At 61.9% G+C, this 17,253-nt stretch carries 12 protein-coding genes and 1 pseudogene; 3 read left to right on the top strand and 10 right to left on the bottom strand.

What is annotated here, in order from left to right:
- Nucleotides 1-48 precede the first annotated feature (48 nt).
- The 6 genes from F7R26_RS38805 to F7R26_RS38780 form a co-directional block, all read right to left on the bottom strand.
- The gene (locus tag F7R26_RS38805) at nt 49-1,806 is read right to left on the bottom strand and encodes an FAD-dependent oxidoreductase (RefSeq protein ID WP_150984819.1); all 1,758 of its coding nucleotides are present in this window, start codon (nt 1,804-1,806) and stop codon (nt 49-51) included.
- 202 nt (nt 1,807-2,008) lie between these two features.
- The gene (locus tag F7R26_RS38800; protein ID WP_150984818.1) at nt 2,009-2,797 is read right to left on the bottom strand and encodes an enoyl-CoA hydratase/isomerase family protein; all 789 of its coding nucleotides are present in this window, start codon (nt 2,795-2,797) and stop codon (nt 2,009-2,011) included.
- A 42-nt stretch (nt 2,798-2,839) separates the two neighbouring features.
- Nucleotides 2,840-4,579, bottom strand: coding sequence for a CocE/NonD family hydrolase (locus tag F7R26_RS38795; protein WP_170301791.1), 1,740 nt, complete (start codon nt 4,577-4,579; stop codon nt 2,840-2,842).
- Nucleotides 4,580-5,288: 709 nt separating this feature from the next.
- Entirely contained in the window at nt 5,289-6,461 is a 1,173-nt protein-coding gene (locus F7R26_RS38790) for a porin (protein WP_150984905.1), read from the bottom strand.
- Nucleotides 6,462-6,607: 146 nt separating this feature from the next.
- The gene (locus F7R26_RS38785) at nt 6,608-7,531 is read right to left on the bottom strand and encodes an amidohydrolase family protein (protein WP_150984816.1); all 924 of its coding nucleotides are present in this window, start codon (nt 7,529-7,531) and stop codon (nt 6,608-6,610) included.
- A 39-nt stretch (nt 7,532-7,570) separates the two neighbouring features.
- Nucleotides 7,571-8,950 carry an MFS transporter gene (locus tag F7R26_RS38780; protein ID WP_150984815.1) on the bottom strand — a complete coding sequence of 460 codons (1,380 nt, stop codon included), beginning with the start codon at nt 8,948-8,950 and terminating at the stop codon, nt 7,571-7,573.
- Nucleotides 8,951-9,259: 309 nt separating this feature from the next.
- Between F7R26_RS38780 and F7R26_RS38775 the strand changes: the two genes are divergently transcribed.
- Nucleotides 9,260-10,045 (top strand): TetR/AcrR family transcriptional regulator, encoded by a 786-nt coding sequence (locus F7R26_RS38775; RefSeq protein WP_150984814.1) that lies wholly within the window; start codon nt 9,260-9,262, stop codon nt 10,043-10,045.
- Nucleotides 10,046-10,182: 137 nt separating this feature from the next.
- Entirely contained in the window at nt 10,183-13,641 is a 3,459-nt protein-coding gene (locus F7R26_RS38770; RefSeq protein ID WP_150984813.1) for an adenylate/guanylate cyclase domain-containing protein, read from the top strand.
- A 1-nt stretch (nt 13,642) separates the two neighbouring features.
- Here the strand turns inward: F7R26_RS38770 and F7R26_RS38765 are convergent.
- From F7R26_RS38765 to F7R26_RS38750, 4 genes and pseudogenes are all read right to left on the bottom strand, one after another.
- Nucleotides 13,643-14,003: pseudogene (locus F7R26_RS38765) on the bottom strand (nuclear transport factor 2 family protein).
- A 45-nt stretch (nt 14,004-14,048) separates the two neighbouring features.
- Nucleotides 14,049-14,885 carry an aldo/keto reductase gene (locus tag F7R26_RS38760; protein ID WP_416351389.1) on the bottom strand — a complete coding sequence of 279 codons (837 nt, stop codon included), beginning with the start codon at nt 14,883-14,885 and terminating at the stop codon, nt 14,049-14,051.
- Nucleotides 14,886-14,972: 87 nt separating this feature from the next.
- Nucleotides 14,973-15,395 (bottom strand): DoxX family protein, encoded by a 423-nt coding sequence (locus tag F7R26_RS38755; RefSeq protein WP_150984812.1) that lies wholly within the window; start codon nt 15,393-15,395, stop codon nt 14,973-14,975.
- A 48-nt stretch (nt 15,396-15,443) separates the two neighbouring features.
- Entirely contained in the window at nt 15,444-16,142 is a 699-nt protein-coding gene (locus tag F7R26_RS38750) for a pirin family protein (protein ID WP_150984811.1), read from the bottom strand.
- A gap of 183 nt (nt 16,143-16,325) precedes the next feature.
- Between F7R26_RS38750 and F7R26_RS38745 the strand changes: the two genes are divergently transcribed.
- A complete protein-coding gene (locus F7R26_RS38745) occupies nt 16,326-17,243 on the top strand; it encodes a LysR substrate-binding domain-containing protein (RefSeq protein ID WP_150984810.1) in 918 nt (305 codons plus the stop codon).
- The last annotated feature ends 10 nt before the right edge of the window (nt 17,244-17,253 follow it).

Raw genomic sequence — 17,253 nt, 5'->3', positions numbered from 1 at the left:
GATGAGCCCAGCCCGCGACTCATCGCTGTGTGTCGGAACGTTTCTCCCTTACTGCCGTGAAAGCAAGCCCGACATGACCTGCAGCAGGTCAGCGGCCGGGTCCGCCGGCAGGGCAAAGCTGCGCCAGGCAACGTGATGGTCCGGCCGCGTCAGCACGCATCCTGTGTCGCCGATCTCCCGGGCGCGCGCCCAGTCGCCGGTATGGTCCGCATACTGGTGGCGCGGGCCGATGATCCGTACATCGATCTGCAGGCCGAGCTTCTTGCCGACTTTTTCGGCGGCTTCGCGCCAGGCTTCGCCACCCACCCCGGTCAGGACGGTGAAACGGCCATGCCCCGTCAGGTCCAACGTGGAAAATTGGCGGCCCTTTGCATCGAAGACCCACGCATGCGGAATTCGCGCACCCGGGTATGTCGTCGCCTGGTAATACAGTTCCGGATCTCGCTCGAAGGCCGGCTCGTCGCTGCCATCGGTGGCCACGGCGCTGGACTTGTAGCGCTGGTTCATCTCTACGCCGTGCGCATCCAGTTCATAGCGCTTGAATGCCAGCGCTTCCCGAATGGCCGCGCGCTGCGTCTCGGCCGCTTTGGTCGCCTGGCTGCGGGCGTGCATATTGGCCTGCATGACTTCCGCAGCCGTCGTTTCCGCGATGCCGAGCGCCTCGTAAAGCGGCGCAAACTCGGCGATCGACTGGTTGGCGCGCGTCACTATCTGCTTCGCGATCGGCGCGCGTTCCACCGAGTACGTCTGCAGCAGATCCTCGCCAGCCTGACCCTTGATGACTGCCGCCAGCTTCCAGGCCAGATTGAAGGCATCCTGGATCGAGGTATTCGATCCAAGTCCGCCCGATGGCGGGTGCCGGTGGGTTGCATCGCCCATGCAGAACACGCGTCCATCCTGCATGCGCGTGGCGTACATATTGTTTACCGTCCAGGTATTCGCGCCGAGCAGTTCGATCTCGAGGTCCGGCTTTCCCACCAACTGGCGTGCGATCTCGGTCGCCCTTGCCTCGTCAACCACCGGTGTCGGCTCGTTGATGTCATAGCCCCAGACGATCAGCCACTCGTGCCAGGGCCGGACCATGCGGATCAGGCCCATCCCGATTCCGCCAACTTCTGCACCCGGCTGCATGATCGGATACAGGACCGCAGGGCGATGCGCGACCAGCTCGGTAAGATCCGCCCGGAACCAGATGTTCATGGAACCTCGCACGGCCATCTGCCCTTCGAACGGCAGGCCCGCGTTCTTTGCGACCCGTGAGTTTCCGCCATCGGCGCCGACCAGATATTTGGAGCTGACGGTGAATTCCTCCCCCGTCAGCTTGTCGCGGCATTGCGTAACCACCCCATCGTCGGTCTGTGTATGCGACAGGTACTCCGTGCTCATCCGGGCCTGCGTGCCGCGCGCGCAAGCCGTCTTGAACAGAATCGGTTCCATGAACGTTTGCGGAAGATCGTTCATCTTTGAGGGACTTGACAGCCTGCGCTCGGCCCTCGACCGCGGATGGGACCCCCAACTCGGGACGCGTCCGATCTCCTCGCCGACGAGACTCTCGCAGAAGACGGTCCCTCCCATCAGGTCCTCATTGGTCGCGTGGAGATATGCCTCCTGTTCCACTTCCTTTCCCAGATCGCGCAGCACCTCCATCGTGCGCAGATTCGTGATGTGCGCGCGCGGCGTATTGGCCAGCCAGCGATAATTGTTGACGACCAGATTCTCGATCCCGTAGGTCGAAAGGAGTGCGGCACACGCCGAACCCGCAGGACCGGTTCCAACGATCAGCACATCTGTCTTGATTTCGGGCATGACTCATCTCCTACCATCCAAGCGCCGTCGCACACTGACTAGCGGACAGCGAAATACCTGATTCGGCGGCCATCAGAAATCGGATCCCCTATGGCCTGAAACGAAAAAGACACAGCACATATGAAGGAGTCCATTGCGCTATGTGCTGCGCGGAGCAAGACCTGCGGGGCTGCATCTACAAGCCGGGCCGCAACGTTTGCATTCACTTGCCGTAAAACACCATATCCGGCGGCACCTCGTCGGCATCGAATGCCTTTGCGGTGTTGGCGAAACCGCGAATGGCGTCCTCGGTCTTGTATAGGCCCATGGTCACGTCCAGCATGACCACATCGGCGGCGGCGGCGCCGCCGCTCGACCACGCCTTCAGCAGCGTCCGGGTTGCCGCGTAGGAAAGCGTCGGCCCATCGGCCAGGCGCGCAACCAGTTCGTTCGCAACTCGATCGAGCGAATCGGGTTCCGCCACGTGAGTCGCAATCCCAAGTTCGCCCGCCACGTTCCCCGGGATGGGTTCGCCGAGCATGGCGAAGCGTGAAGCGCGGCTGCGTCCCACACGTTCGGCGAGCCGTTGCAGCGCGCCCGCGATCGGCAGCATGGCCGTGGTGACCTCGACGCACTGGAAGCGCGCGTCGCTCGCCGCCACGATGAAGTCGCAACTCAGTGCCAGCTCGAATCCGCCACCGAATGCGGCGCCCTGCACGATCGCCACAGTGGGCACGCTCAGCCCCTCGATCGCGCGATAGGACCGGTTCACGTGTGCAACGAACGTCCGGAACCAGTTAAGGTCCTTTCCTGGCCATTCGCGAACCTCGCCGCCCAGACTGAAGTTCGGACCTTCGGCGCGGACGACCAGCACCCGGATATCGGATTGGCTGGCTTCGACGACCGCCTCGTCGAGGCATTCCGCGAAGCGTGTGTCGAGGCGGTTGTAGGGCGGGTTCGCCAGTACGATAATGCCGACGGCCCCCTTGCGTTCAAATCGAATGGTTTTCATGATCTTGTCCTTTGGTATGCACGTATTCCGCCGAATGCCAATTCAGGAGGCCTGCGCCGTCAGCGGAATCAACGGCAGGAGCAAGTGGGACGGATGGTCCGCGTCCCGGTAGACCTTGTGGGTGACGGTGTTGCTGCTACAGACGTGGTAGGGGATGTACTCGACGTCCGTCATGGCGCCGGTCCCGGTCGGTACGTCGAGGCTGCAGATCTCGAGGCAGATGCGATGGCCGGCCTTGAACTGGTTGGCCGTCGCCAGTATCTGGATTTCGTATTTGACGATCTCGCCCGGCGTTACCGGCTTGATCGCGTCCTTCGTGAGCTTGTGAAACGGTTCGCCCGGCGTGGAGCGGTCAGGGTCGGTTTCGCGATATGACGCCTTCAGCCAGCCCCGCGTCAGTTCGCGTTCTGGCAGCGTGTCTGGCACATTGCGTTCGCCGACGCGCGCCGTGACGACCGATACATCGGGCCCCACATCCTTCAGCACCACGATCCAGTTCGTGTCGGCCTGGTCGATCTCCGCATAGAGCGTGAGGGAAATCGGGCCGGCAACCAGGACGTCGCGCGGCAACGGGTCCGTCATGTATCGCAGTCGCTCGACCTTCATGGTCATCTTGAGCGGCATCTGCGTGAACACATCTGGCTCGCGCTGTGCATTGCCGACATCGGCCCTGGGCCGGGGCGCGTCAGTAGTGAGCTTTTCCCAACTCGACAGGTGATACTTAGTCCATCGCGTCTCAGGTAGCGGCCAGTCGCTACCGGTGCGCCATTCGTTGGCGCCCATGACCCAATACCGGACCGGCGCTTCATCCATGATGCCGGTGTCGATGCCCTTCAACCAATAGTCGTACCAGCGAATCACCTCATCGTGGTACTGGTGGAATGGACGCTCCAGGTGGGCTGGCCCGGTGAAGATCAGCTTGCGGGGCTGGTCGACATTCTTGAAGTAATGCTGGGCGCCGAGCCAATGCAGCTTGTACGTGTACGCGTAAGCGCCCGATCCCGTGTAAAAGGGAATCTTGATCGACCTGAAGGTTTCCTCGGCGCGTTGGAGCGTACCCTCGGCCTCCCAGGGGTTCGTCATGATGTGATACATCACCCATGTACGCTGGCCCTTCTGGGTCAGGATGTTGTACAGATTGATGTACATCTTGTAGTCGGGATTCGTCATCGCCGCACGCCAGAGCACTTCCTGTTCCTCCGGAAGCTTGCCCGGCATGCTGCGTGATTCATGCACGGTACTGAAGACGTCTAGCAGGTACGGGAACGTGTGAATCACGCCGCCGGGATTGAAATCACGAAACCCGAACATGCCGCCATAGGCGCTGCACGCGTCGTATGGAAAGATGGCCTTCAGGGCGGGATGACCCTGCGCAGCGGCGCGCCATTGTTCTCCGGCGAAGCCTGAGATCCCCACCATGCCGACATTGCCGTCCGACCATGGCTGCTTCGTGATCCATTCGATCATGTCGTAGTGGTCGGTGTTCTCCTCGCCGTAGTGCCCTTCCGACTTGGCGGATCCGCGCGGCTGCGCGATGACGTGCACGTAGCCGTTGGCGATGAAGCGGCGCGTGTCTCCCGCCTCGATCGGCCCGAACCAGAGCGGTGCATGGGCCGGCTGCGGGGGCAGCACGTCGGCAATGTCGGGCCCTTGAAGGTCCTTGTTGTGCAGCGCCGAGGCGTATAGCACCGGATACCTGCCATCGCCATCCGGCCGATAGATGTCGACCGCCAGACGAGTGCCATCCCGCATCGTGACCGTGACGTCGCGCTCCTCAACCATGTCTCGCTCCATATTCGTTTTCATGTCTGCCTTCCACCGACAGGGAAGCCGGTGCCTTGCTTTCGGCGGCGCGCCGGTGTCTGCCGTTGTCGAAACCACTATATTTCACAAACGTAAAGTTTTCAAGGTAAACTTCGGCGACGCGTTTGAGTCGTTGTGCCGTGACGATGCCTTCGGTTCGCCGAGTCTTCAGGGCTATGTCGAAGCTGGGGACCCGCTACGCCCAGGAGGAATGCGCTGGCCAAGGCAAAGGGGAATGGGGGGGCTGGCTGAGTCCAGCGCAAGGGGAACCCGGATGGGATATCGCGGTAGGAAGCCCATTACTGCCCCGCGCACAAATCTCGGCGTGCCCGATTCGGGCACCGGAGTCCTACCTTGGGTGTTTGACGGCAAAACGCCGTTCGAGCCATGGATGAAGGATTCGAGACTGCGGGTGCCAGGCATCCGCGATCATCTCGACTCGCGTCCGCGTCATGCGATCCTTTTGACTGCGGCGCCGCAGGTCAACGACGTGGTATTGGAACGCACCGAGTGCTCGCGAGTTCGCAGGTACTGAGGGTACGCGAAGTATCCGCACGCCACCTGCCTTAGCCATTGCCCTTGTGCAGGGATCGGTTCGTGCATGCGCCGCCGTAGTTCTTCCTTGTTTTGCCTAAGCGTCGCCCGCATACGATCACCGCGGGTCTTCCTTGCCTGTCTCCCTGCGCACTCAGAACTTGTGACGAATTCCCACGCTCACACCCAGCATGTTGCTTTGGCCAGTACCCAGGATGTAACTATTGCCGGAGGCGAACGTGGTTGCAAGCTGGGTCGTGTTGGCGCCGTCCAGCGTCAAGCCCGCGTTTTTGGCATAGGCAGTACTGAAGTACACGTCGGTTCGCTTGGAGAAGCTATAGTCTACGAGAAATGCGATTTGCCACGGGTTCGGGGCGTGGGTGTTGTTGAAGTAGTCCCGCTTGAGGTTGTCGTAGGAATACTCAAGCATCAGTTGCACGGCAGACGTCACCTGGTAGTCAGCGCCGATCCAGTAGTAGTCGTCGCGCTCAAACTGGCTGCCAGTACCATTGTTGTCGGCCCTTCCCCAGCGATAGCCACCCATGATCTTGACGTCCGGCCCGAAGGAGTAGCTGGCGGCGACCGATGCCTTCTTGAGCGTTGCCGTGGCCCCCTGAAATACACCCGCGGCGTTGTTGATCGACGGATTCCACTGGTCATACGCAATGGCAACGCCGATCGGACCCGCCGAATAGATTCCACCAGCGCCAAAGGCACTGTCGCGGCGGAACGCACCTGGAACTTCACCATTCCCGCCAAATGAAATCGTGCCAGCCGGCAGGTTCGGCAGACCGGTCCCGAACGAGAAATGGGCCAATGCAGTCACCGGGCCGAACACGCCGGTGTAGGCCACCATGTTGTCCTCACGGTAGTTGTTGCCGGCCGCCAATGGTGTCGGCTCGTACTGTATAGCGGCCGCCATCGGCAGGAAGTTCACCAAGGCCGTGAGCAGCGATGTGTACTGACGGCCGAACGTAATTTGCCCGAAGGTGCTATGTGTTACGCCAACGAACGCCTGGCGACCAAACAGGCGGCCGCCCTGCAGTGAGGTCCCGTTGTCGACGCTGAAGCCGCTTTCCAGCACGAAGATGCTCTTCAGACCCCCGCCCAGATCTTCCGTGCCGCGAATCCCCCAACGCGACGCGGAAAAACCGCCCGAGTTCAGGCGGAAGACGTTGTTGCCGGGGCCAGGATTTGGGCCGAAGCCGGCTGTAGATAACGGCGCGACATGGTTTGCGAACTCCAGGCCGGCATCGACTACGCCATATAGCGTAACGCTAGACTGTGCTTGGGCAGAAGCAACTGTGCCCAGCAGTCCGAACAGCATTACTGATTTTTTCACTTTCGTCTCCCTTGAATTGTTATACCGAGACCTTGGATCGGCGCTCATTGGCGTCCAATGCTTTTCGTTCCACCGCGTTGCTCCAGACTTCGCGGCTTCTATCGCAGGCCTTCCTCCCCGCCTGCGTACAGCTAGCGTGCAAGGAGGCGTGAGGCGTTCTGGCCGTACACCTTTGTCATCTCGACCCCGGGAATGTCGATTTCATCCAGTGCCGATCCGAAATTTCGGATGGCGAATGTCGGCGCGAACGGGAAATCCGTGCCGAAGAGGATGCGGTCGGGGTCCGCAACCTGCGCAAGCGCGGCCAACGGCGGAGTACCGCCCGAAAGCGCCATATCGAAGTAGAAGGACCGGATCGCCGCGTATGTGTCGCCTACGCGCTCGGCTACTTCGGGCATCATGGAAATGGACAACGCGAGTCGCGGCACGAGAAACGGCAATGTGCCGCCCGCGTGCGACAGAATGAATCGCACATTCCTGTAACGGCTCATCGCACCCGACATGACCAGGCTCGTGGCGGTACGCGTCGTTTCGAACGGGTACTCGAGCACCGACGCGGGCGCGACGGACGGTACGTCATGCGGCGGCTGGTTCGGGTGGACGAACACCACAGTGCCGCGCCGGTCGAACTCCTCCAACAACGGAACGAAATGCTCGTCGCCCAGGTACTTTCCGCCGTAGTTGGTAAAGAGAATGAAGCCATCTACTTTCAACTGGTCCAGGCAATAACTGACCTCCTTCAATGAAGCGTCGACATCGGGGAGCGGCAGGCTGGCGAACGAACCAAACCGTCCCTTGTACCGGCTGCGGAGTTCCGCGGCGTGGTCGTTGCACTTCCTCAGCAACGTGGCGGCGTCCGGAATGGCTGGCCCCGAGGAAATTGACAGGATGCCTTCGTCAATGCCGTTTTCGTCCATCATGGCGATTGCAGCCTCGGCTGACCAGCTTGGGGCGACGCCACCTGGCATCGCTGCGCGCAATATATCGAGCCCCACGGCGTCGACATACAGCTTGGGCAGAAAGTGTTGGTGCGTATCTATCTTCTTCGTTGACATGTCGATTTCCTTGGAATACCGGGGGATAGGATCAGGGTTTCAGTCGGCCGCGATTGACGACTCCGGGCGGATACTTTTGATGGATTCGACGGACGCACCGTGCCTTCCCGCCAGCACTCGGGCCATGGCGACCATGCTTGCGCAAGCCAGCAGCAGTGGCACCGACAGTGCAACGCACACGGCGAAGTAGGGAAGGTTCGAGACGACAATCCAGCCAATCAGTGCGGAGCCGATGATCGAGCCCAGCCGGCCGATCGAGACGGTCCAGCCGCCACCGGCCGCGCGAAACGCGGTGGGATAGAAGATTCCCGGTATGGTGTTGACGCAGATCAGCGGGCCGCCGATGGCGAGCCCCGCAAGGAACACCGCCCCCGCATACCACGGCGCGGTCTCCGACATCCCCAGCGCAACGATTAGCAACGACCCCGCGCCGAATGCGGCCGATATCACGGCGGCAACGTTGAAGCGGCGAACCAGGATGGCAAAGAGAATGGCTCCGCCAAGCGCGCCGAACTGGAACATCGAGGCCAGTTTCGAGGCGTCGTGCATCGATAGTCCAATCACTTTCAGATGCGTCGGCAACCAACTGCCGATTAGGAAGAAGACGAGGTATCCGGCGAACTCGGCGAACCATGTCAGGAGCGTGCCGAATCGATAGTCCGTTCCCAGCAGTGCGCGTAGGCCGGACTGCTTTGTGGCGGGCATCGAAAGAAAGAACCGCGCGCCAGACAATTCAGCCCTGGGAAAGAGCCTTGCAATCACCCGCTTCACAGCGGCATCTGCCTTGTTCTTTGCCACCAGGTAGAGCGGGGACTCCGGCACCTGCCAAACCAGCAGGATGACCACGCCGAGTGGCAAAGCGCCGCTCAACAGAAGCATGCCTCTCCAGCCCAGCGGCCCGATGGCGACCGACGTGACGAAGCCGGCCGCGGCGGCTCCGAACAGGAATCCGCAATACATCGAGGCCAGCATGGCGGCGCGCGAGCGTTCGGGTGTGAATTCCGCAACTAGCGCCGATGTGGCGGGCATCGCTGCCCCGATGCCCAGGCCAGTCACAAAGCGCCAGGCGATAAGCTGGGAAATCGATTGAGACTCGCACGACGCGATGGCGGCTATGCCGAACCATGCGATCGCCACCACGCTCACCGCCTTGCGTCCCACACGGTCGGCCAGCGTGCCGCCGACGATCGAGCCGATCAACAAGCCGAACAGTCCCAGCGCAACCAGTGGCGAGACCGCAGCGCTCGATAGCTTCCAGGACTGGCTGATGGCCGGTGCGATGAAGCCGATCACGATCGTGTCGAAACCCTCGATCGCGGTGGCAGCGAAGCAGACGAAAAACACCGCCCATTGCTGCTTGCCCATCGGCATGCGGTTGAGAAATTCCCGCATATCGACCCGAACGTCTGTTTTTCCCATTGCCCCTCCCTTGCGACCGGATTCACGAAACCTGCAATCAGAGTAGTATTAAATTTTCCGAGCGTAAAGTTTGTCGGCAGTAGGAGATTCCCTAGGGGCGTTTTGTGCACTTGGGAATGGCATAAAGCCGACGAGGGTTGTCTGTAAGCGCTTAACTAGCGCAGGGCCGACAGCGGCTGAAAGCAGGGAATTACATCCGTGTCAGGAGGTGGCCAGCCGTGCGAGCGCCCTCTCCCATCGGTCTTATATAATACGACCGTAAAGTGACCGGCCAAAGGTGGCCAGACTACTAACAACGCGGGAGGACCGATGGTGAAGAAGACGGATTCCAGCCAGACCGAGACCAGACGGGGCCGGCGGCCGCCCGAGCTCCAGCGCGCTGAACAGCAGCGTGCCCAGGAGACCCGGACCGCCATTCTGAATGCGGCGCTTGCCGAATTCGCTTCGAAGGGTTTCGAGGCGGCAAGCATCCGCAGGATTGCCGAGCGGATTGGATTGCAGCATCCATTGATCACTTACCACTACCGGACTAAGGACATCCTGTGGGAAGCGGTTGCCGAACATGTGTTCAATCAGATTCGCGATGATTGGGAGGGGTACCTGGCCGTGGAACCACCCACCAATGCAATGGAGGGAATCAGGCTGCTGTATCGTGCCCTGTTCAAATTCACGGTCGATTTCCCGGCATTCCACCGGTTCATGCTTCAGGAGTTTCTCGAGTACAGCCCACGCCTTCAATGGCTGGCGGATACGATACTCAAGCCGATGATCGACAGGCTGTTGCCGCTGATCCGGCAAGCCCAGGACGACGGGGCCCTGCCTCGCGTCGAACCGGCCATCCTGCACTATCTGATGATCAGCCTGACTTCGGCACTGTCGACCTTTGGTGCGGAGATGATGGCGACCAGCAAACTCTCAGCATCCGACCCGGCGGTCGTCGGCGCCTACTGGAATACGGTCGAGGATCTGATTTTTGGGGCCGGGCACGGCACGTTGCGCGCGGTTCCCCGAGTACCGGCCGTAACGGAACCGGCACCTGCCCGCCAGCCGTCCCAGCAAGCCGGCAAGCCGATCAAGCGCGCAGCGCGCGGCTGACCGCTGCCACCTCGCGCTTCGCGGGACCCGCCCGAAATGCGGGTCCTCCTCACCTGCACCGCTGCCACCCTGCTTGCCCCAATGGCCGAACACGTCTCTAATGGTTCAGGGCGTGCGACATACGGCGAGGGGGCGACATGCTCTGCGCAAACTGTGGTTTCGAGAATCCTGCACATGCCGTCTTCTGCGAGGGGTGCGGGTCCAGGCTCGTGCGACGGTGCGCAGCCTGCGGCGAAGAGGTCGGCCCGTCCGCAAAGTATTGCCAGGCCTGTGGCATTCCACTAACCGATCGCGTGTCCGGAATACCCGGAACACCCGGAACATCCGGTGCCTCCATCGCCAGGCCGCTGTCTCCTGTCCACTACACGCCGCCCCATCTCGCGGAGCGCATCCTGGCGGAATGGACCGCCACGGAAGCCCGCGACGGGACGTTCGGCGAACGCAAGACGATCACCGCGCTGTTTGCCGATATGGCCGGTTCTACGGCCTTGATCCAGGATCTCGATCCCGAGGAAGCACGGCGCCTGATCGACCCGGTGGTGACGCTGATGATGGACGCAGTGCACCACTACGAGGGCTACGTCGTGAAGTTGCTGGGAGACGGCATCCTGGCCTTGTTCGGCGCCCCGATTGCACACGAGGACCACGCGCTGCGTGCGCTTTACTCGGCCCTGCGCATGCAGGAAACGATGCGCCGTCACAGCGACATCGTCCGGCTGGACCATGGCGTTCCGCTGGAGATCCGCGTTGGCATTCACTCCGGCGAAGTCGTGGTGCGCTCCATTCGCAAGGACGACCTGCACACCGACTACGATCCTGTGGGGCACACCATCCACATTGCATCGCGGATGGAGAGCATGGCCCGCCCCGGCTCCATCCTCGTGAGTGCCTCTTCGTACAGGCTGGCGCAGGGATACTTCGCGTTCCGGGCCCTGGGCACCACGCAGGTGAAGGGCGTTCGCGAGCCGTTCGATGTGTATGAGGTACAGGGCCTTGGCACGTTACGAACACGCCTTCAGGTCGCGGCACACCGTGGACTGGCACGATTTGTCGGCCGGCAGGAGGAGATGCAGCGACTGCAGGCCGCACTGGCAGTCGCCGGGGAAGGACATGGGCAGGTCGTCGGCGTCCAGGGAGAAGCCGGGGTCGGGAAGTCCCGGCTGTTCCACGAGTTCAAAGCCCGCTCCAGCCAGGGTTGGCTCTTGCTGGAGACGTTCTCGGTCTCCCACGGCAAGGCCTACGCCTACCTGCCGTTGATCGAACTCCTGAAAAACTATTTCCAGATTACGCCCGAGGACAGCGACCGCGCCTGCCGTGAAAAGGTCATGGGGAAGCTGCTTGCACTGGACCGTTCGCTGGAGAGCCATCTCCCCTATTTGCTCTACCTGATCGGCACCGCGGAATCCGACTCCGTGCTGTCGAACATGGACACCGCGGTCCGGCGCAAGCGAACGTTCGACGCCATCGCCAGCCTGCTCGTTCGCGAGAGCGACAACCAGCCGCTGCTGCTGATCTTCGAGGACCTGCAATGGCTGGATATCGAAACCAGGGCCTTCCTCGATCTCTTTCTCGATTACGTTGCAGGGGCGAGGATCGTCCTGCTGGTCAACTATCGGCCCGAGCATGGCCATGACTGGAGCACCCTGGCCTACTACACCCAACTTCGGCTGGAGCCACTGGGGCCGGGCGAGGCCCAGGGCCTGCTTACCGCGTTGCTCGGCGATGACGGCAGCCTCGTGTCCCTGAAGCGGCTCGTCCTGGAGAAAACCGAAGGCAATCCCTTTTTCATGGAGGAGGTCATCCAGACCCTTGTCGAGGAAGGGGCGCTGCTCGGTCACCCCGGCAATTACCGTATCGGGAAGGCCCCTTCTCTCCTGCACATACCGACGACCGTGCAGGGCGTACTGGCCGCCCGTATCGACCGGCTCGCCTTCGGCCACAAGGAGTTGTTGCAGGTACTGGCCATCATCGGCAAGGAATTTCCGCTGACACTGGTGCAGCAGGTCACGGCCCTCCCGGAAGACAAGCTGCGCCCGCTTCTGGCCGACCTGCAGGCAGCGGACTTCATCTACGAGCGCCTCGCCTATCCCGACATCGAATATGCGTTCAAGCACGCCTTGACGCAGGAAGTCGCCGGCAACTCCCTGCTCTCGGAGCAACGCAGCGCGCTGCACGAACGCACGGCCCAGGCAATCGAGACGCTGTTCCAGAGCCGCCTGAAAGACTATTGCAGCCAGCTTGCCCATCATTACAGCAAGAGCGGCAACCTTCCGAAGGCCGTGGAGTATCTGCATTGCGCCGGCCAGCAAGCGCTGCAGCGTTCCGCGCTGACCGAAGCGATCCACCAACTCTCCAGCGCCATCGAATTGCAGAAGCAAGGGTCCATCACGCCGGAAAGCGCACGCGAGGAACTGACCTTGCGGCTGACGCTCGGCCCGGCCCTCACGTCGGCCCGCGGTCAGGCCTCTCCGGAAGTGGAATCGAATTACAAGTGCGCGCTGGCGCTCTGTGAAGCGGAAGGGCAAACCCAATACGTCTTCCCTGCCCTGGTGGGCCTGTGGACGTTCTATCAGTTGCGCGCCCGGTACGAGACAGCCCAATCGCTGGGCAAGCGCCTGCTAGATCTGGCGTCGAAGAGCGGCAAGCCCGGGCATCTCGCGGAAGCCCATCGCACGCTGGGTGCTACCGCGTTCCGCCTTGGCCTGCTCGACGAAGCCCGCACACATATGGCGGAAGTGCTCGCCCTGCAGCGCCCGGCCGAAACGGCGTACGACTATCTTCTCGGCTACGGGCGCGACCCGGCCGTGCACGCCACGGCAGCGCTGGGATGGACGCTGTGGTACCTCGGCATGCCGGATCAGGCGCGGTCATACACCCATGATGCCGTCGCACTTGCCCGCGCACGCCCTGACGCGTACAACCTTGCGCTCTGCCTGGTCTTTGCGGCCGAGGTCCATCAATGCAGGGGCGAGTACGACCTGACCCGCGACTATGCCGAGGCGGCCATTGCGGTCTCGGACGAGCAAGGGCTGCCTTTCTTTCTCGGACTCGGCGCCATCCTGCAAGGCTGGGCCCTGGCTCACACGGGCCGTCACGAGGACGGGATTGCCCGGATACTCCACGGCCTCCATGCATGCGAGATGACGGGCGCTGCGCTCGGAAGGCCGGGTCTGCTCGGCTTGCTGGCCGAAGCCTATGGGCAGGCCGGACGAACCGAAGCCGCGCTCGAGCACGTCGCCGATGGACTCTCGATCGCAGACGAATCCGGCGAGCAGGTCGACAAGGCGCGATTGCATCGCTTGCAGGGCGAACTGATGTTGCAGCAATCGAAGGACGGCTCGTCCACGCAGACCCAAGGCGATGCCGAGGCGTGTTTTCACAGGGCAATTGCGGTAGCCCATGCGCAGCGAGCAAGAGCGCTGGAACTGCAAGGCACGCTGAGCCTGGCCGGCCTATGGACGCGACAAGGCAGGACAGACGATGCGCGCCGTGTCCTCGCCGCTATTCGCACGGGCTTCCAGGGGGGAGGCGACCTTCCGGACTGGAGGCAGGTTGCCATGCTGAAGGATCTGGAAAGCCAGAAAGGTGATGACTGAGCTATGACGGCATCGCATCCAGAAACACGTAAAGCGCTTCGATCCGCTCGTCGCGAACGATGATGATGTCCACGCCTGTATACTCGGGCGCTTCGCCACGCGGACCGGAACCCCATGCCAGGCGACCCGCATTGTGGAGGGCCTGGGCTTGCTTGTGCGGCGCATATGCAAAATGCGGGTGCGTCGCTCGAAGATCTCCTGCAAATTTATCGAGCGCGTCGTGCCCGACGAACGTACCCATAGGTACGTAGAGCACGTAGTCTTCGGTATAGAGTTCCTTGATGGCCGCGCCGCTCTGCGTCACCTTCGCCAAAGACCTCCTGAAGGTTGCGATAGAGCAGTTTATGGAGACGGTCGTTCATTGGCATTCTCCTTGATGGTTGTCTACGGGCATCGCTTCTCGCAGGTCAGTCCCAGACCGGTGCCAGACCAGGCGGATCGACGATGCGACTGCCAGGCAACTCCAGCGCAAAGATGGCGTGCATCTCGTCGTACGAGAGCTCGAAATCAAAGATCGCCGCGTTCTCGCGCAGCCGTTCGGGATTTGTCGTCCGAGACAATGCAACTACGCCATCTTGTTGAACGAGCCAGCGAAGCACAATCTGCGCAACGCCGCGCTGGTGACGACTCGCAATCGCCTGGAGCAGCGGACTGGAAAACACCCGCCCCACCGCCATGCCGCAGTACGCAGTAATGGCAAGACCAGCGTCGCGCGTTGCAGAAACCAGCCGCCGTTGGTCGAGATAAGGGTGGTACTCGAACTGGTTTGTGACAAGGCGATGCTCGGAAAGCGCGATCGCCTGCGCCATCAGGGCCCGATTGAAGTTGCTGACCCCGATATGCCGCACCTTGCCCGCGCGCACTAACGCATTGAGCGCGCCAATCTGGTCAGCCAGCGGTACCGCACTGCTGGGCCAGTGCAGCAACAGCAGGTCGATGTAGTCGGTTCGCAGCTTACGCAGGCTCTCGTCGACCGACGTAGCGAACTGCTCCGGCGCGTAGTTGCTGACCCAGACCTTGGTGGTGATGAAGATGTTCGAGCGCGGCACACCGGACTCGGACACGCCTACCCCAACGTCGGCTTCGTTGGCGTAGCTCTGCGCGGTATCAATATGGCGGAAGCCCGCGCGCAAGGCACCAGCCACGATGCCGGAAAGCGAGGCGCCGCGCATGCCGTAAGTGCCTAGCCCGAGCGACGGGATACGGGCGCCATTGGCAGAAACAGTGTTCGTCATCATTTCCATGTCAGTTCGCGGCCGATGGCCACCTATGTAGCCACGCAGCCGTCGCGGCTGTGTATCGAAGGATGTGAATCCAAGTCAACGCTCAACTCAGCTTGCGCTCGCAGGCGCTGTGCGCGAGCCAACGCGCCTGGCACGCGCGTCAAGGCTGAACGCGCCGGCACCAAAATAAGTGATCTGCAACAGGCCGCCGGCCATCATCACGTTCTTCAGGAAGTGAATCATCTGGTTCTGGTCTGCAAAGTTGTGGTGGAAGAACACCGCCGTCGCCAGGCTGAACAGCGCCATGGCCAGCGCCACCAGGTGGGCCCGGTAGCCAAGCATCAGCAGCAGACCACCGCCCGTCTCGACCACTACCGCGACGATGTACGCAAGCGATGGCGCCGGCAGTCCAACGGCCGAGATGTAGCCAACGGTGGCGGAGTATGCGGCCAGCTTGTTCAGGCCACTCATAAGGAACGGCGCACCAATCAGAATGCGGCCCAGCAACGGAAGAAATTTATAGCGATCCATGACGATCTCCTGAAACATGTGGTTAGGTGGACTACGCAATGAAAGTCCTCAGCCGATGTCCACCATCACCAGCTCAGAATCCTCGACGGCGACGATCTCCGCCGCCGCCACGTTCGTGATCGCAACACCATCTAGTGCATCCATGCGCTCACCGTTAACTTCAATGCGTCCCGACGCAACGACGAGATACGCGTGCTGTGCCACGCCCAACATCTGGTGTATGGAATCGCCCGCCTTGAGCGTCGCGCCAAGCAGTCGCGCATCGGCGCGAATCGGCAACGCGCCTTCATCGCCCGCATAGCCACTGGCTAGCACGACGAAGCGGCCGGAGCGATCGCTCTTGGGGAACGGTTTCGTATCCCAACGCGGCTCGCCGCCGGCTTCGCGCGGCTGCAGCCAGATCTGATAGACCTTGAGCGGAACATCTGCCTTGTTGAACTCGGCATGGCGGATGCCTGTGCCGGCGCTCATAACCTGCACGTCGCCGGCGCGCATCGTTCCTTCGGAGCCCAACGTGTCCCGGTGCCCAAGAACGCCCTGGCGCACGTAGGTGACGATCTCCATGTCGCGGTGCCCGTGCATCGGGAAACCGCTGCCGACCGCAATCTCGTCATCGTTCCAGACGATCAGGGGGCCCAGAGCCGCATGCTCGGGATTACCGTCGGCACTGACCGCGAAGTGGTATTTCGCCTGCAGCCAGCCCGCATTCGCTTCGTCCAGTGAGTTCCAACGCCGATGAGCCAGCATGGTTTGTGTCCTTGTCTCCGCTGCCCGGAAAGCGGGCCGTCTGCCAGGCCGGCACGTCTGCGATGTCGGCCAAGTGCCCAGCCACGGAAACATGCTAGGCGAACAACGATGATGCGCATATATCCGTTCTCAGGAACTATCATTGCCTCTGGTAGAACGATAAAACTCAACGGAAGCGCACCGATGAAGCAGATCACCGATCTCAACGACCTTCGGCTCTTCGCAGAAGTGGTCGAGCATGGGAGTTTCACGGCGGCTGCACGCAGCCTCGGCGCCCAGACGTCAAGGCTCAGCCGGCGCGTGCGCGCGTTGGAGGAGGAGTTAGGCGTTCGGCTGCTCAATCGAACGAGCCGAAGCCTGTCGCTGACCGAGACCGGCCGGCGATTCCATCAGCACTGCGCTGCCCTTGTGGCCGAGTCCAGGGCCGCCAAGGACATCGTCGATCAGACGCGGATCCAGCCGCAGGGCACCGTGCGAATCAGTTGCCCGGTGGGACTGCTGGGCTCTGGCGTCTCCGAAATCATTGCGCGTTACGTGGCGGACAACCCGCAGGTTCAAGTGCTGGTCGACGCAACCAATCGCCGCGTGGACGTGGTCGAGGAAGGACTCGACTTTGCGATCCGGGTCCGGTTCCCGCCTCTGGAAAATACCGACCTCGCGCTGCGCCAACTGGGCCTGTCGACACAGATCCTGGTTGCCAGTCCTGCGTTGGCGGCGCGCTATCCAACACCGACGTCGCTCGAATCATTGAAAGCATGGCCAACGCTTTCCATGGCGGGCAGAAACGAGAAGTTCGCCTGGAACCTCGTAAACGCCGATGGGCAGGAGGCATCGTTGGCGCATCAGCCGCGACTGGCAACAGACGACCTTGCAAGTCTGCGGGTGGCCGCGCTACAAGGCATTGGTGTAGCGGTACTCCCCCGGGAACTCGTGGTCGCCGATATCCACGAAGGCCGGCTACTGCATCTGCTGCCCGACCTGTCCACGACCCCGGGGCTCATACACGCAATCTTCCCCTCCCGGCGGGGCATGGTTCCGGCTGTTCGTCATTTGCTCGATGCGCTCGTCGCAGGCTTCGAAGCGTTGAATCGGACGCGCTAGCGCGTTGCGC

It is taken from the genome of Cupriavidus basilensis (assembly GCF_008801925.2).
GTDB lineage: Bacteria > Pseudomonadota > Gammaproteobacteria > Burkholderiales > Burkholderiaceae > Cupriavidus > Cupriavidus basilensis.
Note: the sequence above shows the minus strand (reverse complement) of the source record. Positions and strands in the feature narration are given on the sequence as shown.